We start from the raw sequence: 23,931 nt of genomic DNA on the forward strand, positions 1-23,931 counted from the left end.
CGCTACAGCGACTGGATCGGGGCGCAGTCTTTCCACCTCGACCGGTGACGTCAATTCAATTCAGTTGGATCAGCATCAACTTCGGCGTCCATCCACGACGCCTTCAATCCGCTGAGACACCACTTCACCAGCCCGCGAAACGCTGCGGCCTGAGCCAGCTTTGACGCGGGTTGCCGTCTCCGGAAAGCACCGCATCCACCAGCCAGCGTGCGGTTGCCGGCGCGGCATGCATGCCGATGGAACCCATTCCGCCGTGCAAATAGAGGCCCTCGACCGACGTACGCCCGGCCACCGGCAACCCGTCCGACAACATCGGCCGGTTGCCTGGATAGACATTTTTCACCGCAGGCGAACCCAGCCCCGGGATCATCCGCAGCGCCCGGGCGGCTATGCGGCTGGGCATATCGGTATTGCGCAACAGGTCTCGGAAAGCCGGCTGGACAGACGCGCCAAGGCGAGCGTCGCCTCCACCCATTGGATTGAGGCAGATCGCCTCCACGCCTGGCCTGTCGTCGCTTTGGGCTGCCACATCCGCCAACCCTGCCAGCGACAGGCGACCCAGTTCGTCCTGATCGGGCCAGGTCAACTCTTCGACGATCCAGGGTAACTCGAAATCCAGTTTGCCGAGCTGGATCAGCCATCCGCGCCCTGCTGTGAACGGGAGCCCCGGCAGTGGCCCGTCTCCGACCGTCCGACGCAGCATGTCCGACATCCAAAGACCGTTGGCGATGAACACCATGTCGGCGGCCAGGATACCGTCATCCGTCAGAACCCCTTGCACCTTGCCGCCGCGCGAGACGATCTGCGCCACCCGCAGGCCGGTCCTGAAACGAGCACCCGAAAGACGCGCCGCATGGGCGAAGGCGTGCGTGGCGCCCATCGGCTCCAGCGTCCACGCCCGTTCGACGAAATAGCCGCCGGCCACCCTGAAGCCGAGCCGCGGATGATCGCGCGCCAGCTCAGCCCCGCTCACCTTCTCCATACCGACACCGGCCTCACGGTAACGCCCTGCTACCGCATGCGCTTCTTCGAGACTGGCATCGTCTTCCGAAATCAGCAGATGACCGATCCGCCCGAACTCGAAGGGAACCGGGCCGTCGGCAAGTTCCGCATAGACCTCCACGCTCCGATCGAGCATCTCGACCACGGGGCGCTGCGGTCCCGAGAGAAGCGTTCCGGTGTTTCGCCCGGATGATTCCGCAGCGATGAGGCTCTGCTCGATCACCGTGACGCCAATGCCTCGCATGGCCAGCTCATATGCCAGGGTGCAGCCCGCGATGCCGCCACCAATTACGATCGCTTCCGTCGTTCGTTTTGTCATTCTCTCCTCCATTCGTATTCTCGTATACCGTATACGAAAACTGATTTGACGAACAAGAGGCTTTGCGGCACGACAGGCTTCACATTCCGGGATGGTTGCATGGATAGGCTGGGAAAGATCGGCGAAGGCAGGAGCGTCAGGCCGCAAACGGCGGCGGATGGCGTTACAGCGATCCTGCGCGAGGCCATCGCCACCGGCACTTTGGCGCCTGGCGCCGCTTTGAGACAGGACGAACTGGCCAAGGAGTTTGGCGTCAGCCGGATGCCGGTTCGCGACGCGCTGCGGTACCTCGAAGCCGAAGGCCTTGTTGCCATCCATCCGACCCGCGGCGCGGTGGTGGCGGCAATGAACGCGGTTGACATCACTGAGCTTTATGCGCTGCGTGAATTGCTCGAAGCTCAGGCGTTAAGGCTTTCAATGCAAAAGCAGAATCCTGACAGCCTGCGCCAGGCCGCCGGCGTCATCGAGCAACTCGATCGCGAAACCGATGTCGGCCGCTGGGGCCAACTCAATCGCGAGTTCCACCTGGCGCTCTATCGCGATTGCGGCAACCGGCGCTTGCTGGACCTGATCGAAGCGCAGCATACCGCCTCGGACCGTTACGTTCGTATCGTACTGTCCAACCTCGACTATCGCGAACGGTCGCAGGACGAACATCGCGCCATGCTCTTTTCGTGCATGCAAGGCGACGAGGCAGCGGCGGTCGGCCACCTGATCCGACATTTCCGCGATGCCTGCGCGGCCCTGCTCGACTACATGACATCGCGCGACCGCTAGCGCGTCCTCCCGAAAATCGGCATCGGGGGCATGTGTCAAATCAAAGTGCTGGACCCTAGGCTTTCGGACAGGCGGGTTTTTCTGCGCCCGGCAGCCGGCCGTCCGGGTGACCGGCCAGTTCCGGATTGAGCTCATAAACGGGGCCGGTCACCAGAGGTCGGTCCGGCAGCACGCTCTGGTCCTCTGTCGAGATCAGCGTCGTTTGCAATGTCTGCAGCAGCTTACCGCCGAGGTCTTCGATCCTGATGGAGACGGCATAGGGTTTGTCCTTCACCACACATGTCAGTGCCGGGCTGGTAAGGGTTATGTGCCGCATCTTCGGCCAGACAGGCTGCTTCACGACAAAGGGGGCACCGCCAGCGGGGTTTTCGAAGGTTGCAACCGCCACCTGTCCTTCCTCCATCGGCCGCAATGGATTGAGTGTCACGACATAGGTGGCGCGTGCCAGCCGATAGTTGAATTCGAAAAGACGCCCTGACACCGCGAAGTATTGGCCATCGTCGGACTGACGGCAGGCGCCGAGGACCAGCATGGCAAGCAGCCCTGCCCCCAAGGCGAACATCCGGCCGTTGCTTGCGATTTCTCTAGCCACGATCGGCCTCCCGCGTGTCCTTGCGGCGGTGATAGTGACGGCTGGCTTTACGGCGATTTCCACACACCGCCATGTCGCACCAAAGCCGGCTGGAATTGCGGCTGCGATCCACGAACAACCAGCGGCAATTGGCACAGATCCTCAAACGGCGCATCGTGTCGCCGCCAAGCAACGACAAGGCGGAAACAGCCAGTGCCGCCTCGAAGGCGAGCGGCGTCGCAGGGTCACCGAACGGGCGTTTTTCTCCTCCGATCTTGCCCCGGGCACCGGCAGTGCCTTTGGAGCAGGCCGCCAGGAAATCCGACAAATGATTGCTTTCGAAGGAGCCTTCCAGGACGGCCTCGCGGAACAATCGGTCGGTCGCCTCGCGAATCTCCAGCACCACCGGCGCGATCCGTTCCGGTTCGCGCGCTTCCAGGCGTCGCCCCCCCAGCTCAGCGGCCCTGAATGCACCGGCAGCTTCCGCAAAACGGGCGATCTCGGCCCTGTCCTCGAAACGATCGAAGCCGCGGTATGGGTCACCGCGCAGCACGACCGTGTTGGCCGTGTCGAGTGCGAGCGCGCCACCCGCAAAGCGGTGCTGGATCCAGGAAACCGTCATGCCACCAACCTAACCAGTAATATCGGTTTGACAAGTTAGAATCAGAAGAGCAGCCTAGCGATGCCTCGGATGGTCCGCGGCCGGTGGCTTGGCATGCTCTATTTTGTCCAGCAGGTCCTGAACGGGCTGCATTCAGGCGCGCTCTACGCGCTCCTGGCCTTTGGCTATGCGCTGACCAACGGCATCCTGCACCGGACCAATCTGGCTTATGGCGCGCTGTTTGCCTTCTGCGGGCAGACGATGATCCTGGCTGCCGTGTTCGGCTATCAGATCCTGTGGTTGACGCTGCCCGCCACCATCCTGTTCGCGGCCGCATTGACTTTTGTCTATGCTGCGCTTGCCAGCCATCTGCTGGCACGCTTCCTGTTCGAGCCGCTAGCCGACCGCTCTCCCAATGCGATCGCAGCCGCGACGCTTGGCGTGGCGCTGGTTCTGACCGAGCTTGCCCGCATCTCGGCCAATACTCATGACGTGTGGCTGCAGCCGATGCTCGGCACGCCCGTGGTCTTTGCCGAGGCAAACGGGTTCAAGGCGACACTGACCGTAATTCAGCTCGTGAATTGCGCCGTCGTCGCGCTTTCCCTCGTTGCCGGCTCCTTCGCGCTCGCGCGCACAAGGTTCGGACGACTATGGCGCGCCGTCTCCGACGACCCGCATGCAGCCGCCATATGTGGAACCAACGTCCGTAAGGTTTTTCGCATCGCGGTCGTTGCTGGCGGACTATGCGCGGCACTGGCCGGGATACTTGCGGCTCTCTACTACGGCAATCTTGGCTTCGGTGCCGGCCTGATCTACGGCCTCAAAGTCCTCTTCATCACCGCCGTCGGCGGTTACCTGTCTCCGACCCGAGCAGCGGGGGGAGCCGCTGCCTACGGTTTGGTCGAATCGCTGTGGACTGGATACTTTTCAGTCGAGTGGCGCGACGCTTGGATGTTCCTCTTCCTGGTTGCAATTCTGGTGCTTGTCGGCGCCGGCCGCGACGACCGCCGGACCATCTGATTTCATTAAACTTTCGTCGCATGACGCCGCTCACGCCTTGCGAAAGTTGGGGGCTGGAATAATTCCAGCGCTCCGACGCCTGGTGGTTGTGTTGACCCGCGAGCCAGACGCGGCATACCGTTGGTCCACGCAGGCGCGGCGCAAAAAGGGGAGCGGCACGCCCTGCCCGTCAGGGAGGTTTGTATGGAAGGGCTTCTGGCTCTGTCCCGAGGTATTGATCGCCTCAGCGAATTCATTGGAAAATGGATATCCTGGCTGATCCTGGTGTCGATCCTGGTCAGTGCGGGCAACGCCATTATCCGCAAGGTGTTCAACATCTCGTCCAACGCCTGGCTTGAACTGCAATGGTATCTGTTCGGCGCCGCCTTCATGCTGGCCGCCGCCTATACGCTCAAGCAGAACGAGCACATCCGCATCGACATCGTCTACGGCATGTGGTCGCGCCGTGTGCAGCACTGGATCGACCTGATCGGCCATCTCTTCTTCCTGATGCCGTTCGTGCTTTTGATGGTCTACATGTTCGTGCCGTACACCCTGCATTCCTTCCGGTCGGGCGAGATGTCCACCAATTCCGGCGGCCTCATCATCTGGCCGGCCAAGGCGATCCTGCTGGTCGGCTTCTTGCTTTTGGCGCTCCAGGGCATTTCCGAGATCATCAAGAAGATCGCCATCATGCGCGGCGACATGGAAGACCCCAATCCGTTCGTTTCCGTCCACGAACAGGCCGAACTCGAAGGCAAGGCGCTGGCCGAAGAGGTCCATTCGTGATCGAGTTCATTGCGCAGAACATGGCGCCAATCATGTTCGCTTCGTTGATCGTCTTTCTGCTCTTCGGTTACCCGGTCGCCTTTTCACTGGCGGCAAGCGGGCTTGCCTTTTTTGCCATCGGCGTGGAGCTGGCGCCGTTCTCCGGCGGTTCGATCAATCTTTCCTGGCCGCTGCTGTGGGCTTTGCCGGAGAACTTCTACGGCAACAGGGTGATGTCGAACGATGTGCTGCTGGCCATCCCGTTCTTCACCTTCATGGGCATCGTGCTGGAGCGCTCCGGCATGGCGGAGGATCTGCTCGATACGGTCGGCCAGTTGTTCGGTCCGATCCGCGGCGGTCTCGCCTATGCGGTCATTTTTGTTGGCGCGCTGCTGGCCGCCACCACGGGCGTCGTTGCCGCCTCCGTCATCGCGATGGGCCTGATCTCGCTGCCGATCATGCTGCGCTACGGCTATGACAGGCGTGTTGCATCCGGCGTCATCGCCGCATCGGGCACATTGGCGCAGATCATTCCGCCGTCGCTGGTGCTGATCGTGCTCGCCGACCAGCTCGGCCGCTCCGTCGGCGACATGTATGCCGGTGCGTTGATTCCCGGCCTTGTGCTGACCGGCATCTACATGAGCTACATCCTGGTGATGTCGATCATCCGGCCGAATTCGATGCCGGCACTACCACTGCAGGCTCGTACGCTGGGCCACGGTGTATGGTCGCTCATTGCAGCTCTGCTGGTAGCTGGTGTCATTGGCTACCTCGCCTTCCGCTATCTGGAGCCGACGCAGGGTACGGATGCCGATATCCTCGCCGCGACCATCGCGGTCATCGTGATCTATGTCTTTGCCGTCGCCGACAAGACGATCGGCCTCAACGTGATGTCCAGGCTGGCGCAACAGGTGGTGATCGTACTGATCCCACCGCTGGCGCTCATTTTCCTGGTGCTCGGCACCATCTTCCTCGGCATCGCCACGCCGACGGAAGGCGGCGCGATGGGTGCGGTCGGTGCGCTGATCATGGCCGGCTTCAAAAGGCGATTGACCCTCGATGTCATCAAGCAGGCCCTCGCCTCGACGACCAGGTTGTCGTCCTTCGTGTTGTTCATCCTGATCGGCGCCCGCGTCTTCTCGCTCACCTTCTACGGCGTGAACGGCCATCTCTGGGTCGAGCATCTTCTGGTCTCGCTGCCGGGCGGTGAACTCGGTTTTCTCATCGTCGTCAACATTCTCGTCTTCGTGCTGGCCTTCTTCCTCGACTTCTTCGAGCTGGCTTTCATCATCGTGCCGCTGCTGGCACCGGCCGCCGACAAGCTCGGCATCGATCTCGTCTGGTTCGGGGTGCTGCTGGGCGTCAACATGCAGACGTCCTTCATGCACCCGCCCTTCGGCTTCGCGCTGTTCTACCTGCGTTCGGTGGCGGCCCGCGTGCCTTATCTGGACCGCATCACCGGTAAGCAGATCGCGCCGGTGACGACCGGCCAGATCTATTGGGGAGCGGTGCCTTTCGTCTGCATCCAGGTGCTGATGATCGCCCTGACCATCGCCTTCCCGCAGATGGTCATGCACTACAAGGGCAAAACCGTCGACCCGAGCACGATCGAGATCAAGGTGCCCGAACTCCCGGGCATGGGCTTGCCCCCGCTCGGCTCGCCTCCTGATGCCGGCGCAGGCGCCACACCGGCACAACCCACTGCGCCGGGTACGGATCTGTCGCAACCGCCGAATTTCGGCGGCGATCAGCCGAACCAGCCCGCGCAGCCGGCACCGGATCTTTCGAAGCCACCGAGCTTCAACTGACCCAGCCGAACGAATAGCCGCCCTGCAAAAAAACAAACCCCGGAGCTCGCTCCGGGGTTTGCGTTCAAGGGTGACTGCCGTCAGATCTTGCCGCCACGCTGCTGCAACATCATGAAGGTATCGAAAGTGTATTCCGACACTTGCGCCCACAGATAGGCATCGCGCCGGAACCCGACCTGGCTGTCATGGATTTTCTTGAAAGCCGCATTTGCCGCCGAGATTTCCGCGTAGGTTGCATTTGCCGCATCGAAACAGGCAGCCAGGATATCCTGGCTGAACGGACGCAGTTGCGCGCCTCCGGCCACAAGCCGTTTCAACGCAGCCGGATTCTTCTGATCGTAACTCGCCATCATGTCGCAATTGGCGGCCTGGCAAGCGGAAGTCAGCGCCGCCTGATAAGGTTTCGGCAACTCGTTCCATTTGGCAAGATTGACCAGGAGATTGAGCGTTGGACCGCCCTCCCACCAGCCAGGATAATAGTAATAGGGCGCGACCTTCTGGAACCCGAGTTTCTCGTCGTCATAAGGCCCGACCCATTCGGCCGCATCGATCGTACCTTTTTCCAACGCCGGATAGATATCGCCGCCGGCGATCTGCTGCGGAACCAGACCCAGCCTCTGCAGGACCTTGCCGGCGAAACCGCCGATGCGCATCTTGAGGCCCTTGAAATCCTCGACCGTCTTGATCTCCTTGCGGAACCAGCCCCCCATCTGCGCGCCGGTATTGCCGCAGGGCAACCCATAGAGCCCCTGCGTGGCGTAGAACTCGTTCAGCAGTTCATTGCCCTGATTGTAATACAGCCAGGCATTCATCTGCCGGTCGTTGAACATGAATGGCACTGCGGTTGCCAGGGCATAGGTCGGGTCCTTGCCCCAGTAATAGTAGGATGCCGTATGACAGCATTCGACTGTACCTGCCGCCGCGGCGTCCGCCGCCTGCAAGCCAGGCACCAATTCACCCGAGGCAAAGACCTGGATGTCGAAGTTGCCGTCCGTGGACTCGCGAACATACTTCGCCATCGTCTGCGCGGCGCCGAAGATCGTATCCAGCGCCTTTGGGAACGACGATGTGCATCGCCACGAGAGCTTCGGCAGCGACTGCGCCACCGCCGGCGCAGCAAGGCTTGCCGCGACCCCGATAGCCCCCGCTCCGGTCAGGCCTGCTTTCTTCACGAATGAACGACGATCCATTTCGCTTCCTCCCTCGCCTGGATCCTGGAAGCGCCGAAGGGCTTGTTTTTTAAGTCGCCCAGACGGCGCTGGCCCCATGATGCACGGCACCTGGACCAAGTCCAGCAGCGCGATTGCACCGCACACGAAAAAGGCCCGGAAGCAATGCTCTCCGGGCCCCATTCTTCAACCTGTAGTCAGATCAGAGCTTGTTGCCGCGCTGCTGGATCATCATGAAGGTGTCATAGTTGTATTCGGCCACCTGCGCCCAGAGATAATGCTCCTTGCGGAAGGCCTTAATCGAATCCCAGATCTTCTTGAAGTCGGCATTGCCGGATTCCATCTCGGCATAGACCTCATTCGACTTCTCGAAACAGGCCGCCAGAATCTCCTGGCTGAAGGGCCTCAGCTTGGCGCCCGATGCCACCAGCGATTTCACCGCGCCGGGATTCACATAGTCATACTTCTGCAGCATGTTGGCGTCCGCGGCCTGAGCCGCAGTGTGCACCAGCGACTTGTAGTTTGCCGGCAGTTCTTCGAACTTCGCCTTGTTGAAGAGCAGATGGACGGTCGGTCCGCCTTCCCACCAGCCGGGGTAGTAGTAATAGGGTGCGACCTTCTGGAAACCGAGTTTCTCATCGTCATAGGGACCGACCCACTCGGCGGCATCGATGGTGCCCTTCTCCAGCGCAGGATAGATGTCGCCGCCGGCAATCTGCTGCGGCACGACCCCCAGCTTCTCGACCACCTTGCCGGCGAAGCCGCCGATACGCATCTTGAGACCCTTGAGGTCCGCGACCGTATTGATTTCCTTGCGGAACCAGCCGCCCATCTGCACGCCGGTGTTGCCGCCCGGAAGGCCATAGAGACCCTGCTTGTCGAGGAATTCGTTGAAGAGCGCTATACCACCGCCGTGATAGTGCCAGGCATTCATGCCGCGCGCATTGAGCGCGAACGGCACCGCTGCCCCCAGCGCCCAGGTCGGATTCTTGCCCCAATAATAGTAAGTAACCGTATGGGCGGCCTCGACCGTACCAGCCGCCGTCGCGTCAGCCGCCTGCAGGCCAGGAACGAGCTCGCCGGAAGCGAAGACCTGCACCGTGAAATTGCCATCGGTTGCTTCCGAGAGCATCTTGGAAAACACTTCGGCACCGCCGTAGATCGTATCCAGTGACTTCGGGAAGGACGAGGTCAGGCGCCAGGTCACTTTCGGATTGGATTGGGCGATAGCCGGGGCCGCGAGTGTCGTGGCGACGGCCGCCGCTCCCGCACCGGTGACACCGGCTTTGCGGATGAACGAACGACGATCCATGAAGTTCCTCCCTTTTTTGGATCAACGGGCGAGTATGAAAATAAAGAAATTTCTCGATTTGGCGGGTTGTACCGGGCACGACAATACACGCCGTTCCCACCGTGTCCAGCGAGCGCCAGGGCCTCTGGCGCAGCCTTTTCCAAGCTCTGCGACTATAGTCTAACGGCAGGATCGTGCATGGCTTGCATGTCTTGGCGAGGCCATAAACTTGTCGTGGAAAAGCGTCCCGGCATCGCCTATTTTATAGGCATTCCAGCTTTGGACCCTAACGGAACCCGTACCTAAAATGCAGCAGCCGCTCGTCGCAGTCTCGACCGATGTCCGCCAGTTCGACAACTACACCTGGCACGCAGCACCTCGGCAATATCTGGAAGCGGCAATCGCCGGCGCTGGCGTTTTCCCGGTTCTGGTCCCTTCCTTCGGCGACCGGCTCGATCTCGATGAACTCCTGTCGTCCGTCGATGGCGTGATGATGACCGGCTCGAAGTCGAACGTGCACCCTTCGCTTTATGGTGGCGACGCCAGCGAAGCCAATGGCCCCTACGACCCCGACCGTGACGCGACGACCTTGCCGTTGATCCGCAGGGCGATCGAACGCGGCGTGCCGTTGCTGGCCATCTGCCGAGGCATCCAGGAGATGAACGTCGCCCTTGGCGGCTCGCTCGCCACGGAGATCCAGGAGCGCGAGGGCTCGCTCGACCATCGCGCCCCGGTTTCCGATAATCAGGACGAACGCTTCGCCATCCGCCAGAGCGTCAGCATCAAGCCGGGTTCGTGCCTTGCGGGTGTCTTCGGTGCTGGCGAAGTCATGGTCAATTCCGTGCATCGGCAGGCTGTCGACCGGCTCGGACCGAAGTTGCAGGTCGAGGCAGTGGCGACCGATGGTACCGTCGAGGCTGTTTCGGTGCGTGATTCCCGTTCCTTCGCCGTTGGCGTTCAGTGGCACCCGGAATATTGGGTGAAGAGCGACAGCGTTTCACAGCGCGTCTTCAAGGCTTTCGGCGATGCCGTACGTGCACATGCCGCCGCCAGGGCTGCAACACGCGCTGCCGCTGAATAGACAGCTTTTCATAACAGACGGGCATCGTCGGTGTCGGCTGTGCGCGCCTTGCGGTGCGGCTATACACACATCTCAACGACCGGTTGGCTGAAGCGCGATTTCCATCGCATTCCATTTTTCGGTTCGCTACTGTAGGCCGGGCTTGAGGGTTACCGGGTGGCATTCAGCGCGACCGAAATTGCCGGGCATCCGGCTCTGCATCGCAGCATTCGCAGCCAGGCGAAGGCTCTGCTGGCCGCCCGTGAAAGTTCGCCACGGCTCGCGTCTGTATTCGCCACACAGCAGCGCTGGCTGATGGCGCATGCAGGATTGGCCATTTATTTTCGCCAAGGCGCGTTGACGACCGCGCGTTTCCTCCAACTGGTCGAACAGCATTCCGTGGCCAGCCGAAATACGGCCGACGCCTTCATGAAGGAAATGCTCAAATACAACTATGTCGAGCCTCTGCCGGACAACACCGATCGCCGCTCGATTCCACTGCGCCCAACCGTCCAGACGCTTCAAATCCTGGCGGCCTGGGCAATGATTCATCTCACGACATTGGACGAGCTCGATGGCGGCGGGCGGCTGGCAACTTTTGCTTCCAGATCTGATGCACTCGCCCGGCTGGAACCTCTGATCGCCGATGGCCTGCTCACGTCGGGCCCGGTACGCGCCCCTGAAAAGACCTTCTCGCTGTTCACCTGGCTAAACAATGGTGGCGTCGTCATGGAATGGCTCATCTCGGGTGTGGATCCAAGCCTGGCCGATCGAGACCACATCCCTACCGGAGTCGTTTCAATTGGCGAATTCGCCAATTGGCTGAAGCTTTCGCGTACACATCTGGCGCGCAAACTGCGCGAGGCTGAAGACCTTGGCAGCATTGGTTGGCTGGGCCAGCGCGGCCACTCCGTCATGTGGATGTCGCGCGATTTCTATCGCGAATATATGGACGCGCAGGCGGTGAAGCTGGCTATCATCGATCAGGCATTCGAGCAAAACCTGGCCAGCATGGCAGCGTGATCGACCGAGACCTGGTTGTTTACTTGGCCAACTTCTCGGCATGCCAGTTGAGGTGATCATCCATGAAGGTCGAGATGAAGTTATAGGAGTGGTCGTAGCCGTCCTGCATGCGCAAGGTGAGCGCGATGCCAGCCTTCCCGCAGGCATCTTCCAGCAGCCAGGGACGCAGCCCCTCATCGAGGAAGCCGTCTGTTGTGCCCTGATCGACCAGCAGCTCGGGAAAGCGCTTGCCATCCTCGATCAGCAGCGTTGCGTCACAGGCACGCCAGGCCCTCTCGTCGCTACCGAGATACTTTTCCAACGCCGGCTTCGACCAGCCTGCCGTCGTCGGCTGCACGATCGGCGCGAAGGCCGAGCAACTCCTGAAGCGATCCGCATTCCTGAGTGCGACGGTCAATGCGCCGTGACCACCCATGGAATGGCCGAATATCCCCTGCCGCGCCATGTCTGCCGGGAAGTTTGCGGCAATGAGCGTCGGCAGTTCCTCGGTGAGGTAGGAATACATGCGATAGTTCTTCGCAAACGGCTCCTGCGTGGCATCGACGTAGAAGCCGGCGCCCTGGCCGAACTGCCAGTTGTCCTTCTCGTCCGGCACGGCCTCGCCGCGCGGGCTGGTGTCCGGGCAGACGATCATCAGGCCGAGCTCGGCGGCCAGGCGCCGATATTCGCCCTTGTCCATGACGTTGGCATGAGTGCAGGTGAGGCCTGACAGATACCACAGCACCGGCACCGGGTGATCCTTGGCCTGGGGTGGCACGAATACGGCAAAGGTCATGTCGCAGGCGCAGGCGTCCGACGCATGCGAATAGACGCCCTGGACGCCGCCATGCGACTTCGACGTGGAAACGGTTTTCATCGGTCCTGTCTTCTCAATCCATCTGGTGTTGGGAACGCCTGCGAGCCGCGCCCGACATCAAGCCGGGCGCCCCGACGCAATGCGGCTGTGCGGATCAGTAAACCACCACGCTTCGGATGCTCTTGCCTTCGTGCATGAGATCGAAGCCCTTGTTGATCTCGTCCAGCTTCAGCGTGTGAGTGATCATCGGATCGATCTCGATCTTGCCGTCCATGTACCAGTCGACGATCCTGGGCACATCGGTGCGGCCGCGCGCACCGCCGAAGGCCGTGCCCATCCAGGTACGGCCCGTCACCAGTTGGAACGGGCGCGTCGAGATCTCCTGGCCGGCACCGGCAACCCCGATGACGACCGACTTGCCCCAGCCGCGATGCGCCGCCTCCAGCGCCTGGCGCATCACCTTGGTGTTGCCCGTGCAGTCGAAGGTGTAGTCGGCACCGCCGATCTGGTCGGCGCCGCGCTTGGTCAGGTTGACCAGATAAGGCACGATGTCGCCATCGATCTCCTTCGGATTGACGAAATGCGTCATGCCGAAGCGCTCGCCCCAGGCCTTCTTGTCGTTGTTGAGATCGACGCCGATGATCATGTCGGCACCGGCAAGTCTCAGCCCCTGGATGACGTTGAGGCCAATGCCGCCGAGCCCGAACACCACCGCGGTCGCGCCCTCCTCCACCTTGGCGGTGTTGATGACGGCACCGATGCCGGTGGTGACGCCGCAGCCGATGTAGCAGATCTTGTCGAAGGGTGCGTCCGGGTTGACCTTGGCCAGCGCGATCTCGGGCAGCACCGTGAAGTTCGAGAACGTCGAGCAGCCCATATAGTGGAAGATCTTTTCCCCACCGATCGAGAAGCGCGAGCTGCCGTCCGGCATCAGGCCCTGGCCCTGGGTGGCACGGATCGCCGTGCACAGGTTGGTCTTGCGCGACAGGCACGACGGGCACGAGCGGCATTCGGGCGTATAGAGCGGGATGACATGGTCGCCCTTCTTCAGGCTAGTCACCCCCTTGCCGACATCGACGACGACGCCGGCGCCTTCATGGCCGAGGATCGCCGGGAAGATGCCCTCCGGATCGGCGCCCGACAGCGTGAACTCGTCGGTGTGGCAGATGCCGGTCGCCTTCACCTCAACCAGCACCTCGCCCTCGCGGGGTCCCTCGAGATCAACTTCCATGATCTCAAGCGGCTTGCCGGCTCCTACGGCTACTGCGGCGCGGGTTTTCATGCTTCTTTTCTCCAAACAGACTTTTTGGTCGGGCTTGCGCCCAACGGATTCGCTCACACCGAACGACAGTGCCACTCGGCAGATCCAGGCTCAAGCTAGAGCCACGGTTCACCGAAAGCGGTCGTGTCAGCGACGCATCATCGCACGGATACGAAACGGTCGACCCGCTCTGACGAGCATAGTCGATTGTTAGCGGAGCGTGGACGACAGGACCAGCCCGGCAGACACAGTTGATTGGTGGGGAGCCACCCCACCAACCGACAACCTCGGCAAACTGTTCGGGTCAGGCGGCTGCGCGGTGTTCTGACACCAGCGGCGCGCGGAAGCGCTTCAGCCGCAGCGCATTGCTCAGCACGAAAACGCTAGACAAGGCCATGGCGCCGGCGGCCAGCATCGGCGACAGCAAGGTTCCGTTGACCGGATAAAGCAGCCCCGCCGCCACCGGCACCAGAGCGGCATTGTAGCCGAAAGCCCAGAACAGGTTCTGGCGGATATTGCGGATGGTCGCCTTCGACAGCGCCAGAGCATTGGCAACACCGGCGAGATCACCCGACATCAACACGACATCCGCACTTTCAATGGCAATGTCGGTGCCCGTACCAATGGCGATGCCGACATCGGCGGCGGCCAATGCCGGCGCATCGTTGATGCCGTCACCCACGAAGGCAACCCGGCCGCCATCACGGGCCAGCCGCCGCACCGCCTCGACCTTGCCATCGGGCAGCACCTCGGCGACCACGTCATCGATGCCGATCTGACGGGCGATCGCTTTGGCCGTGTGGCGATTGTCTCCGGTCACCATCACGACCTTCAGACCGAGCGCATGCAGCGCCCGGATGGCGGCAGGCGTCGACGATTTGATGGGATCGGCGACCGCGATGATCGCGGCAAGTTCGTCATCGATGGCGGCGTAGAGAGGGCTCTTGCCCTCGTTAGCCAACCGCTCGACCACAGGAGCGAAGGCGGAGACGTCGAGACCAAGCCGTGCCATCAGCCGATCCGCTCCGATTTCCACCTGGCGATTTCCGATCCAGGCACGCGCGCCGAAGCCGGGTATGGCTTCGAAGTCGCTGGCCGCCACCGGTTTCAGGCCACGCTTTTCAGCAGCCCTTACGATCGCCTCGGCGACCGGATGCTCCGAGCGCGTCTCGACCGCGGCGACGAGGTTGAGCACTTCGGCTTCCTGGAAGCCGTCGGCGACGATGAAGTCGGTGAGTTCCGGCCGTCCCTCCGTCAAGGTGCCGGTCTTGTCCAACGCAATGACCGAGGCGTCGCGCAACGTCTGCAACGCATCGCCCTTGCGGAACAGAACCCCCATCTCGGCTGCGCGCCCCGTGCCGACCATGATCGAAGTCGGCGTCGCCAGCCCCATCGCACATGGACAAGCGATGATCAGCACCGCAACGGCATTGACGAGAGCGAAGGACAACGCCGGATCCGGCCCGAAGAAAAACCAGACGCCGAAAGTGGCGACGGCCGCAGCGATCACCGCTGGCACGAACCAGGCCGTCACCTTGTCGACCAGGGCCTGGATCGGCAGCTTGGCACCTTGTGCGGTCTCGACCATGCGGATGATCTGCGCCAGCAGGGTTTCGGAACCCACCTTGGTTGCGCGGAAGGAAAAACTACCGGTCTTGTTGATGGTTCCACCGACCACCTCCGTGCCGATGCCCTTGGCGACCGGCACCGGCTCGCCGGTGATCATGGCTTCGTCGACGAAAGAAGACCCCTCGACGATCTCGCCATCGACGGCAATCTTTTCACCAGGCCGCACCACCACGATGTCGCCGGCCCGCACCTCCTGCAGCGGCACTTCGACGGCGAGGCCGTCGCGCATCACACGAGCCGTCTTGGCCTGCAGACCAACCAGTTTCTTGATCGCTTCGCCTGTCCGCCCCTTGGCGCGGGCTTCGAGGAAACGTCCAAGCAGGATCAACGTCACGATGACGGCCGCGGCCTCGTAGTAGACATTGGCGGTGCCGGCCGGCAGCACATCTGGCAGAAAGGTCGCAAAGACCGAATACGCCCAGGCCGCACCAGCACCCAGCGCCACCAGCGCATTCATGTCAGGAGCGCCCTTGAGCAACGCCGGTACACCTTTGGCAAAGAAACGCAGGCCGGGACCGAACAGCACCAGCGTGGTCAGCACGAATTGCAGCCGCCAGCTCCAGACACCGAACGTCGCCATCACCCAGTGATGAAACGCAGGCACCAGATGCGAACCCATTTCCAGCACAAAGACCGGCAGGGTCAGGACGAGCGCAATCGCCAAGGCCCGTTGCAGTGAGGCGATTTCCGAAACGCGATGATCGATTTCGCCGCTGTCAGCGGCTTTGGGCACGATCAGTCGCGCTTCATAGCCTGCGGCAAGCACAGCCGCCTCAAGGGAAGATACCTCGACCGCACTGGCTACCGTGATCACGGTCGCCCGTTCAGTCGCAAGGTTGACGTTGGCATTGGAAACGCCGGGCACGGCCTTCAGCGCGCGTTCGATGCGTGCCACGCAGGAGGCGCACGTCATGCCCTTGATCGTGAGCTCGATCGTCTCGCTGCGTGCTTGATAGCCGGCACCTGCAACCGCGGCCAGTACGGGGCCGAGATCCGGCTTGCCTGAAAAGGCTACCTCGGCACGCTCCGTCGCCAGATTGACGTTTGCGGAAGCAACGCCTGGCGTCGCCGCGATGGCTTTCTCGACGCGGCGCACGCAGGAGGCACAGGTCATGCCTTCGATCCCGAGCTGAAAGATTGAACCGGCCTTCGGCGCGGTGACGGGGAACAATTTTTGGGGAACGGCGTTCATGGCTGCAACTCTCTTGCTGAGTGGTTGCCCAGGGAGATAAAGCTTCCAGTCATGGGAAGGTCAAGAGGCTTCGCGACGTGTGACATCGCAGAAGCAGCGCCCTTCGCTGCCTGCAAAAAAAGGCACTTGACCTTACCATGACGGGAAGGTGCAGACCGTAAAGCCTGATTTTTGATGAGGAACAGGCGCGAGATGGCCGCAGAACACGGACAAGTTTCGGTAGCGCGGGGCGACGACAGACCCTGGCGACGTGCCGGGAGATTGCAGGAAGGGCCGTCGACCGATCGATCAGGCCTTGTCGGCCAAACCGCCCACGGTGGCGATGACTTCCTCGGCCATGCGCTTGAAACGGGCACTCGGGCCTTCCTGGCCCTCGCTTTGGCGGCTGATCCGCGCCCCTTCCAGCAAAAGACCCAGCATGTCGGCAGCCAATTCGGGCTGATCGAGGCCCGCGCGGGCACAGAGCTTTGCCAGACAATTGCGGTGGTTCTTCTTGACCTCTTCGATCACTCGTTTGGCAGGATGATCGTCGTCGGCCAGTTCGACGGCGGTGTTGGCCATCTCGCAACCGCGCCAGTCGCCGCTGATGCACTCGGCCGCATTCTCGATCCAGCTGTGCAGCTGCGCTTTGGGATCGCCGGGGTACTGGCGTTCCAGCTCATCCCATTTCAGATAGGATTCCTTGGCGGCGCGCTGCAGGCATTCGACGATGAGATCGTCCTTGGAAGCAAAATGACGATAGAGCGTCATCTTGTTGGTGCCGGCTGCCTCGGTGATCGCTTCGATGCCGACGCCACGCACGCCGTGCTGATGAAACATCTCGCGCGCGGTGGTCACGATACGCTCTCGCGGTCGAGCACTCACACGATCGTTGTGTTCACTATTGTCAGCAGTCTGAAAAATTTGATCGCTCATGGCTTGACGTCGGTGTTACCGGTCAGTAACTATCTGGCTGTTACCGAGCGGTAACATTTCAAATACCCTCCGTCAAGGTCGACCATAGGCCAAGTCGGACAAGATGATGGAACAGGGTGAAGGCCAAAACAAGGTCTTCGCCGAGCGCTCTTTTATTGCCTGGATCAAAGCCGGGAGACGAACAATGGCATTCTATTCCAAGGCCCTGACCATTGACCAGTTGCTGAATGACCCGATGACGCTCGCCGTCATGCGGGCCGATCACGTCGATCCGGCTTCGCTCAAAGCTCTTCTTGTCCACACCGCCGCGCGACTGCGCGAAGCCGACGATCATTCCTCTTTGCCAAGCAGCGATCCCGCCTTCCTCCCCAGGGATCCACTTGCTGTTACCCGAAAAGCCGTTTGAACATGGTCAATTTCTTTCTCCAGCGGCCGATCTTCGCCTCGGCGATCGCCATCATCATGGTGCTCGCCGGGCTGATCGCCTATTATCTTTTGCCGGTTGCACAGTTCCCCAACATCGCGCCACCTCAGGTCGTCGTCAGCGCCAACTATCCGGGCGCCAGCTCGCAGGTTGTCGCCGACACGGTCACGACCCCACTCGAGCAGTCGATCAACGGTGTCGAAGGCATGACCTACATGTCCTCGGCAAGCTCGAATGACGGCTCTTCACGCATCACCGTTACCTTCGATGTCGGCTATCCGCTCGATATCGCGGCGATGGACGTGCAGAACCGCGTTTCGCAGGCCGCCTCCTCCTTGCCGGCAATCGTCAACCAGGCCGGCGTCACCGTCAAAAAGCAGAACCCAAGCTTCGTGCTGATCGTGAACCTGACCTCTCCCGACGGTTCGGTCGATCCGGTCGCGCTCAGCAACTATGCCTATCTGCAGGTGGCGGATCCGCTGAAACGCGTTCCCGGCGTTGGCGACGTGCAGATCTTCGGTGAGCGCCGCTACTCGATGCGAGTCTGGCTAGACCCGGACAAACTGGCCAATCTCGGCATCACGGCCGTCGATGTGCAGAATGCGGTCGCCGAACAGAACGTCCAGGTTGCCGCAGGCAAGATCGGTCAGGCTCCGGCACCGAGTGGCACTGCGTTTGAAATGCAGGTCAATGCCACCGGCCGTCTCTCCGATCCGAAGGAATTCGGCAACATCGTCGTGCGTGCCAATTCGGCCAGTGGCTCACTGGTGCGCCTGAAGGACGTCGCGCGCATAGAACTCGGGTCGCTGCTCTACAATTCATCAACCTATGCCAACGAAAAACCGACCGTTGTCATCGCGACATTCCAGATGCCGGGTTCCAACGCGCTGGAGCTGAAGAAGAACATCGAAGCCAAGATGAAGGAGCTGTCGGCTCGCTTCCCGAAGGGCATCGAATACACGATCTTCTACGACACGACCAAATTCGTCTCGGCTGCCATGGAAGACGTGGTCAAGACCCTGCTCGAAGCACTGGTTTTGGTCGTGGCCGTTGTCTTCATCTTCCTGCAGAACTGGCGCACGACGCTTATTCCCATCATCGCCATCCCAGTATCCCTGATCGCCACCATGGTGGTGATGCTGGCGCTGGGCTTCTCGCTCAACATGCTCTCGCTTCTCGGCATGGTTCTCGCCATCGGCCTCGTCGTCGATGACGCCATCGTCGTGGTCGAAAACGTCGAACGTCAGCTCGAAGCCGGCCATCCCCCGCTCGAAGCAGCTAGATTAGCGATGAAGGAAGTCACAGGCCCGATCATTGCCACCACGGCAGTGCTCATGGCCGTGTTCATTCCGGTCGCCTTCATCCCGGGCGTTACGGGCCAGCTCTACAATCAGTTCGCGCTGACGGTAGCGATCTCGGTCGGCATCTCAGCCTTCAACTCGCTGACGCTGTCGCCTGCTTTGTCGGCAGCCTTCCTGCGCCATCGCCCGCCGTCGACTTTCTTCCTCTATCGCTGGTTTAACGATGGTTTCACCTGGCTGTCGCATGCCTATTCGGCAGCGGTACGTGGCTTCATCAAGCTGCGATGGCTGATGATGGGCGTGTTCGTGGCGCTGATTGCCGCGACCTATCTCGTCTCGACCCGCATCCCTTCGGCCTTCCTTCCGGTCGAGGACCAGGGTTACTTCTTCAACATCGTGCAGTTGCCCGACGGGGCATCGCTCGAACGCACGGACGAGGTCTCAAAGAAGGTGCGTGACAAACTGCTCGCCACGCCCGGTGTCGAGTACGTCATCACCGTCGCAGGTTTCAACTTCCTCACCTTCGCCAATCAATCGAACTCGGCGGCGCTGTTTGCAATCCTGAAGCCGTGGGAGGAGCGCAAGGGACCTGGCCAGAGCGCCACCGACATCGTCAATTCGGTGCGGCCGCAACTGTTCGGCATGCCCGAAGGACTGGTCCTAGCTTTCGAACCGCCTTCCATTCAGGGCCTCGGCACGACAGGCGGCTTCGAATTCCAGGTCGAGGATCTGGCCGGCCATGGCGCCAATGCCGTCAACGAGGCCACCCAGGCATTGCTTGCAGAAGCCCGCAAGCAGCCTGAGCTCAATCCGCAGACGCTGTTCAGCACCTTCTCGACCTCGACGCCGCAGTTCAACTTCGACCTCGATCGCAACAAGGCAAAGCTGCTTGGCCTTGCCCTGCCGGACGTCTTCAACACGCTGCAGATCTATCTGGGGTCGCTCTATGTGAACGACTTCAACATGTTCGGCCGCACCTTCCGTGTCACCATGCAGGCGGACAAGGCGGCGCGTGCGGAAGCGGCCGATCTCAGCAAGCTGTATGTGCGCAACAACACCGGCCAGATGGTGCCTTTGTCGACGCTCGGCACGATGAAATCCATTGTCGGTCCGGAGACGGTAACGCACTACAACAACTACGGTTCTGCCCTCATCAACGGCAGCGCAGCGCCCGGTTTCTCTTCGGGTCAGGCGATCGAGGCGATGCAACGGGCAGCCGCAACGGCGCTGCCGAACGACTTCGCTTTCGAATGGACCGGCATCACCTTCCAGGAATTGAAGGCCGGTTCGGTCGCAATCTTCGTCTTTGCGCTCGCCATCGTCTTCGTCTTCCTGATCCTGGCGGCGCAGTATGAAAGCTGGTCGATGCCGTTCATGGTCATCTTGTCGGTACCGACCGCCTTGTTCGGTGCGTTGCTGGCGATCTGGCTGCGCGGCATGCAGATGGATGTCTACTCGCAGATCGGCTTTGTCATGCTGATCGGCCTGGCGGCCAAGAACGCGATCCTGATCGTCGAGTTCGCCAAGCACCTGCGCGAGCAAGGCATGAGCATCGTGGAGGCGGCGATGGAAGCCGGTCGTCTGCGTCTACGCCCGATCCTGATGACCGCCTTCGCCTTCATCCTCGGCGTCGTGCCGCTGATGCTGGCCACCGGTGCCGGTGCCGCCAGCCGCCAGTCCCTGGGTACCGCCGTGTTCGGCGGCATGCTGGCGGCCACCATCCTGACTCTCGCCTTCGTGCCTGTCTTCTACGCCATCATCGAACAATGGCGGGAGCGGAATGCCGACGCGAAAGCTGAACACTCTGAAACAACCCATGCGCCGCATGGTGGCGAGCAGTCCTCGCCCACCCATGTACCGGCAGCAGAATAACGGAGCCCCTCCATGCGTCCCTGGAAAATCACCACAGCCGTCGTCGTGATTGCCGCGGCAGCGGCCTATGTACACTTCAACGGTGAGCCCGCTTTCCTAAGCGGCCTGATCAGCAAGCCGGCCGATGCGGCTGCACCCGCACAAGCCATGCAGGCCATGCCAGTCCCCGTTGCCACGGTCGTGAAGAAGACTTTGCCGGTCTATCTCGACTACACGGCGCGCGCAGAGGCCATCCGCAGTGTCGCCTTGCAGGCCAAGGTCTCCGGCTACATTCTCGAGCAAGCTGCCAATGACGGCGCCGACGTCAAGAAAGGCGACACCCTGTACCGCATCGATCCGCGCGACTATCAGGTAGCGCTCGACCAGGTGAAGGCACAGGCCCAGCGCAACCAGGCGTCACTCAGCTACACCAAGGCGAGCCTGACCCGCGGCAACGACCTGATCAAGACGGGGTTCCTGTCGAAGGACGGCTTTGACCAGCGCAGCAGCACCATGCAACAGGGCGAAGCGACCGTCGCCGCCGACAATGCGGCGATTCAGGCGGCCGAGATCAATCTCGGCTACACCACGATCCGGGCTCCCTTCGATGGCCGCCTCGGCCGCAACCAGGCACCGGTCGGCACCCTCGTCAACGTCGGCGGCAATTCGCTCAACACGCTGGTCCAGGTCAGCCCGATCTACGTCACCTTCACGCCGAGCGAAGGTGATCTTGCCCTCATCCAGAAGGCAAAGAGCACAGGTTCGATCGCGGCCGAAGTGACGATACCCGGTGACAAGAGCGCTCCGCGCAAGGGTGAGCTCACCTTCATCGACAATAGGATCGATGCCGCCACCGGCACCATCATCGCCCGTGCTACCATCGCCAATGACGATCGATCGCTGCTGCCTGGCCAATACGTGAACATCCGCCTGCTGATCGGCGAAACACCCGACACCTTGCTTGTTCCGCAGGTCGCGCTCGGCTCCAACCAGCTCGGCAAATTCGTCTACGTCGTCGACGAGGGCAACAAGGTCGCCATGCGTCTGGTCGAGCTTGGACAGACGGACGGAGAACTGATCGCCATCACCAAGGGTGTGAAGGAAAGCGACAAGATCATCAGTGGCAATCTTCAAAAGATCGGGCCGGGCATGCCGGTAACCCCCCAAACGGCAAGCCCGACTCCGCCCCCGGCGTCCTGACCATCAGGGCACCGGAACGGTCCAGCCGGCCATCAAGATGGCCGGCTGGACTTTTTTGTTGGGTGGTCGAGAATGCGAAAGCGTGTCGATCGTTTTGCGTCACTCAGATGACGAAGAACCAGTTAGCCAGCAACACCACCGCCAATCCAGCGACAAGCGTCAGATAGGGCAGGATGCCTGCCTTGCGCACCTTCAGGTCTTCCTGCGAAATGCCGAGATCATCGAGCATGTGCTCAGGGAACTTTCCGCCATCCTGGATGTAGTGCCGGAACCAGAACACCGGGATGATCAGCGCCGCGGCGATAAAGCCCGCCCATAGCGCCCAGGGATTCCACACCTTCGCGCCCGCACCCATGAACATGGCATTGACGTAGGAGAGCACGCCGCCAACTGCGATCAACAGCGTCGGTGCTCGCCATGGCCGATGGATATGGCCATTGTCGATGCGGTGGATCCAGCCGGAATTCAGGTTCAGGAAATTGAAGATGATGTAGCCGCAGTTCGACACGGCCAGCACGAAGAAGAAGCTGGTGGCGTCGGCTGCGGCAATGGCCAGCAGGAATACGTTGAAGACCAGGTCTGTCCACATCGCCCGCGTCGGTGCGCCGTGCTCGTTGGTGTGGTTGAGATAGCGCGGCAGCCAGCCATCGACCGAACCCTGGTAGAGTGTGCGCGATGAGCCCGCCATCGCCGTCATGATCGACAGCATCAGCGCCAGGATCATCAGCATCACCATGATCGAAGTGATGAAGCCCGCTCCGCCAACCATATGAGCCATGGCGTCCGCGACACCCGAACCGTCGACGATCGGCGTTGCCAGCATGCCATTGAGGCCCAGTACACCTTGGAAAGTGAACGGCACCAGGGTGTAGAGCGCAAGGCACAACAGGCCTGAGTAGAAGATCGCCCGTACGGTATCGCGTCCGGGATTCTTGAATTCGCTGGTATAGCAGATGGCGGTCTCGAAGGCGTAAGCCGACCAGGCTGCGATGAACATGCCACCCAGCACCAGCGTCCAGCCGGCAACATTCCATGATCCCGGCTCAGGCGCATAGGCGGCAGCCAGCGGCACCAGCGGAGAATAGTTTGCCCAGTTGATCTGGCCGGTGAGGATCGGCACGACACCGACGATCAGCATCGGAATGATGACGACGAGACCGATGAACTTCTGAACATTGGCGGTGCCAAGAATGCCACGATGCTGGATCGCGAAGGTCACCAGCATCAGGATGACACCGATGAAGAAGACTGAGTTGAGCGAGAAGCTCACTGGTCCGAGCGTGCCGTGGAAGAGGGTCCAGTTCCGGATTGCCGGAGTGCCGGCCGCCGTCAGTGCGGCGATGGCATCGGCCGCTGCTTTACCCGCATTGGCCGGGTCGGCCAGCCAGGCCGCGACTTCCGGTGACGTTTCGGTAAAACCGGGGATCGGCGCCAGCGCGTTGAGGATGTAGGCGGCCGCGATGGAACAGCCAAGCGACAGCACCGGGGTCCAGGCGAGCCAGTTGCACCAGACAGACAACGGCGCGATGAACTTCGAATAGCGCAACCAGGCCGTTGCGCCGTACACCGAGGCACCACCCGACTTCGATGGAAACAGGCCGGCGATCTCGGCATAGGTGAAGGACTGGATCAGGCCGAGAATGATGGAGGCCGTCCAGATCAGATAGGCTGGTGTTCCAACCGTGCCGGCGATACCGCCGATCGAGAACAGGACCAGCGCCGGAACGCCGCTGGCGACCCAGAAGGCACCGCGCCAGTCGATGGTGCGATGAAGCTGGCCGTCTCCTGCCTGGGCAGAAGCGGTAGCGGTGGCTGTCGTCGTTGTTGTCATTGTTTCGGCTTCCCCTTCGGCTCCTGGCGCATCGGACCGAAAATCGTATCGATTTTCGGAAAGCACGATGCGCAGATTCAAAGTCTTAGAGCGTCCTTTGCGCGTCCGAAGGGATGCGCGGCGCTCTATGAGCGCTTCCCTGT

The 23,931-nt window shown here is 61.4% G+C and carries 19 protein-coding genes; 9 read left to right on the plus strand and 10 right to left on the minus strand.

Annotated features, from left to right (window positions below; translation table 11 throughout):
• Positions 1-124: 124 nt before the first annotated feature.
• On the minus strand, positions 125-1,321 hold the full coding sequence (locus tag ACFWXH_RS28160; protein WP_379124735.1) for an NAD(P)/FAD-dependent oxidoreductase: 1,197 nt from the start codon (positions 1,319-1,321) through the stop codon (positions 125-127).
• Positions 1,322-1,420: 99 nt separating this feature from the next.
• On the opposite strand from ACFWXH_RS28160, the gene ACFWXH_RS28165 reads away from it, so the two are divergent.
• Entirely contained in the window at positions 1,421-2,098 is a 678-nt protein-coding gene (locus ACFWXH_RS28165) for a GntR family transcriptional regulator (RefSeq protein WP_379124736.1), read from the plus strand.
• 55 nt (positions 2,099-2,153) lie between these two features.
• Here the strand turns inward: ACFWXH_RS28165 and ACFWXH_RS28170 are convergent, their stop codons facing one another.
• A complete protein-coding gene (locus ACFWXH_RS28170) occupies positions 2,154-2,660 on the minus strand; it encodes a hypothetical protein (protein ID WP_379124770.1) in 507 nt (168 codons plus the stop codon).
• A 22-nt stretch (positions 2,661-2,682) separates the two neighbouring features.
• Positions 2,683-3,291 (minus strand): CGNR zinc finger domain-containing protein, encoded by a 609-nt coding sequence (locus tag ACFWXH_RS28175; RefSeq protein ID WP_379124737.1) that lies wholly within the window; start codon positions 3,289-3,291, stop codon positions 2,683-2,685.
• Positions 3,292-3,384: 93 nt separating this feature from the next.
• On the opposite strand from ACFWXH_RS28175, the gene ACFWXH_RS28180 reads away from it, so the two are divergent.
• From ACFWXH_RS28180 to ACFWXH_RS28190, 3 genes are all read left to right on the plus strand, one after another.
• The gene (locus ACFWXH_RS28180) at positions 3,385-4,290 is read left to right on the plus strand and encodes a branched-chain amino acid ABC transporter permease (protein ID WP_379124738.1); all 906 of its coding nucleotides are present in this window, start codon (positions 3,385-3,387) and stop codon (positions 4,288-4,290) included.
• 183 nt (positions 4,291-4,473) lie between these two features.
• Positions 4,474-5,058 carry a TRAP transporter small permease subunit gene (locus tag ACFWXH_RS28185; protein WP_379124739.1) on the plus strand — a complete coding sequence of 195 codons (585 nt, stop codon included), beginning with the start codon at positions 4,474-4,476 and terminating at the stop codon, positions 5,056-5,058.
• Positions 5,055-6,845: a TRAP transporter large permease subunit gene (locus ACFWXH_RS28190; RefSeq protein WP_379124740.1), complete on the plus strand. Its 1,791-nt coding sequence runs from the start codon at positions 5,055-5,057 to the stop codon at positions 6,843-6,845. Before ACFWXH_RS28185 ends, ACFWXH_RS28190 begins: the two co-directional genes overlap by 4 nt.
• A gap of 80 nt (positions 6,846-6,925) precedes the next feature.
• Here the strand turns inward: ACFWXH_RS28190 and ACFWXH_RS28195 are convergent, their stop codons facing one another.
• On the minus strand, positions 6,926-8,035 hold the full coding sequence (locus ACFWXH_RS28195) for a TRAP transporter substrate-binding protein (RefSeq protein WP_379124741.1): 1,110 nt from the start codon (positions 8,033-8,035) through the stop codon (positions 6,926-6,928).
• A 181-nt stretch (positions 8,036-8,216) separates the two neighbouring features.
• The gene (locus tag ACFWXH_RS28200) at positions 8,217-9,326 is read right to left on the minus strand and encodes a TRAP transporter substrate-binding protein (RefSeq protein WP_379124742.1); all 1,110 of its coding nucleotides are present in this window, start codon (positions 9,324-9,326) and stop codon (positions 8,217-8,219) included.
• A gap of 286 nt (positions 9,327-9,612) precedes the next feature.
• Between ACFWXH_RS28200 and ACFWXH_RS28205 the strand changes: the two genes are divergently transcribed.
• Complete coding sequence (locus ACFWXH_RS28205; RefSeq protein WP_379124743.1) at positions 9,613-10,386, plus strand: gamma-glutamyl-gamma-aminobutyrate hydrolase family protein; 774 nt, start codon at positions 9,613-9,615, stop codon at positions 10,384-10,386.
• 156 nt (positions 10,387-10,542) lie between these two features.
• Positions 10,543-11,388, plus strand: a complete 846-nt coding sequence (locus ACFWXH_RS28210) for a hypothetical protein (RefSeq protein ID WP_379124744.1) — start codon at positions 10,543-10,545, stop codon at positions 11,386-11,388.
• A 19-nt stretch (positions 11,389-11,407) separates the two neighbouring features.
• Here the strand turns inward: ACFWXH_RS28210 and fghA are convergent, their stop codons facing one another.
• The 4 genes from fghA to ACFWXH_RS28230 all read right to left on the minus strand — a co-directional run bounded on the left by fghA (position 11,408) and on the right by ACFWXH_RS28230 (position 17,181).
• Complete coding sequence (gene fghA, locus ACFWXH_RS28215; RefSeq protein WP_379124746.1) at positions 11,408-12,244, minus strand: S-formylglutathione hydrolase; 837 nt, start codon at positions 12,242-12,244, stop codon at positions 11,408-11,410.
• A gap of 94 nt (positions 12,245-12,338) precedes the next feature.
• Positions 12,339-13,466: an S-(hydroxymethyl)glutathione dehydrogenase/class III alcohol dehydrogenase gene (locus ACFWXH_RS28220; RefSeq protein ID WP_379124747.1), complete on the minus strand. Its 1,128-nt coding sequence runs from the start codon at positions 13,464-13,466 to the stop codon at positions 12,339-12,341.
• A gap of 283 nt (positions 13,467-13,749) precedes the next feature.
• Positions 13,750-16,188: a heavy metal translocating P-type ATPase gene (locus tag ACFWXH_RS28225; protein WP_379124771.1), complete on the minus strand. Its 2,439-nt coding sequence runs from the start codon at positions 16,186-16,188 to the stop codon at positions 13,750-13,752.
• 366 nt (positions 16,189-16,554) lie between these two features.
• Positions 16,555-17,181, minus strand: a complete 627-nt coding sequence (locus tag ACFWXH_RS28230; RefSeq protein WP_379124748.1) for a TetR/AcrR family transcriptional regulator — start codon at positions 17,179-17,181, stop codon at positions 16,555-16,557.
• A gap of 106 nt (positions 17,182-17,287) precedes the next feature.
• On the opposite strand from ACFWXH_RS28230, the gene ACFWXH_RS28235 reads away from it, so the two are divergent.
• Genes ACFWXH_RS28235 through ACFWXH_RS28245 form a run of 3 tightly spaced genes read left to right on the plus strand, consistent with a single transcriptional unit; the run spans position 17,288 to position 21,957 of the window.
• On the plus strand, positions 17,288-17,587 hold the full coding sequence (locus ACFWXH_RS28235; RefSeq protein WP_152979806.1) for a hypothetical protein: 300 nt from the start codon (positions 17,288-17,290) through the stop codon (positions 17,585-17,587).
• Positions 17,588-17,589: 2 nt separating this feature from the next.
• Complete coding sequence (locus tag ACFWXH_RS28240) at positions 17,590-20,778, plus strand: efflux RND transporter permease subunit (protein ID WP_379124772.1); 3,189 nt, start codon at positions 17,590-17,592, stop codon at positions 20,776-20,778.
• Between the two features lie 12 nt (positions 20,779-20,790).
• Complete coding sequence (locus ACFWXH_RS28245; protein ID WP_379124749.1) at positions 20,791-21,957, plus strand: efflux RND transporter periplasmic adaptor subunit; 1,167 nt, start codon at positions 20,791-20,793, stop codon at positions 21,955-21,957.
• 103 nt (positions 21,958-22,060) lie between these two features.
• Here ACFWXH_RS28245 and ACFWXH_RS28250 read toward each other — a convergent pair whose 3' ends face one another.
• Positions 22,061-23,788, minus strand: a complete 1,728-nt coding sequence (locus ACFWXH_RS28250) for an APC family permease (RefSeq protein ID WP_379124750.1) — start codon at positions 23,786-23,788, stop codon at positions 22,061-22,063.
• Between the last annotated feature and the right edge of the window lie 143 nt (positions 23,789-23,931).

Origin of the sequence: Mesorhizobium sp. NPDC059054 (assembly GCF_042739215.1) — a bacterium.
In the GTDB taxonomy this organism is placed as follows: Bacteria; Pseudomonadota; Alphaproteobacteria; order Rhizobiales; family Rhizobiaceae; genus Mesorhizobium.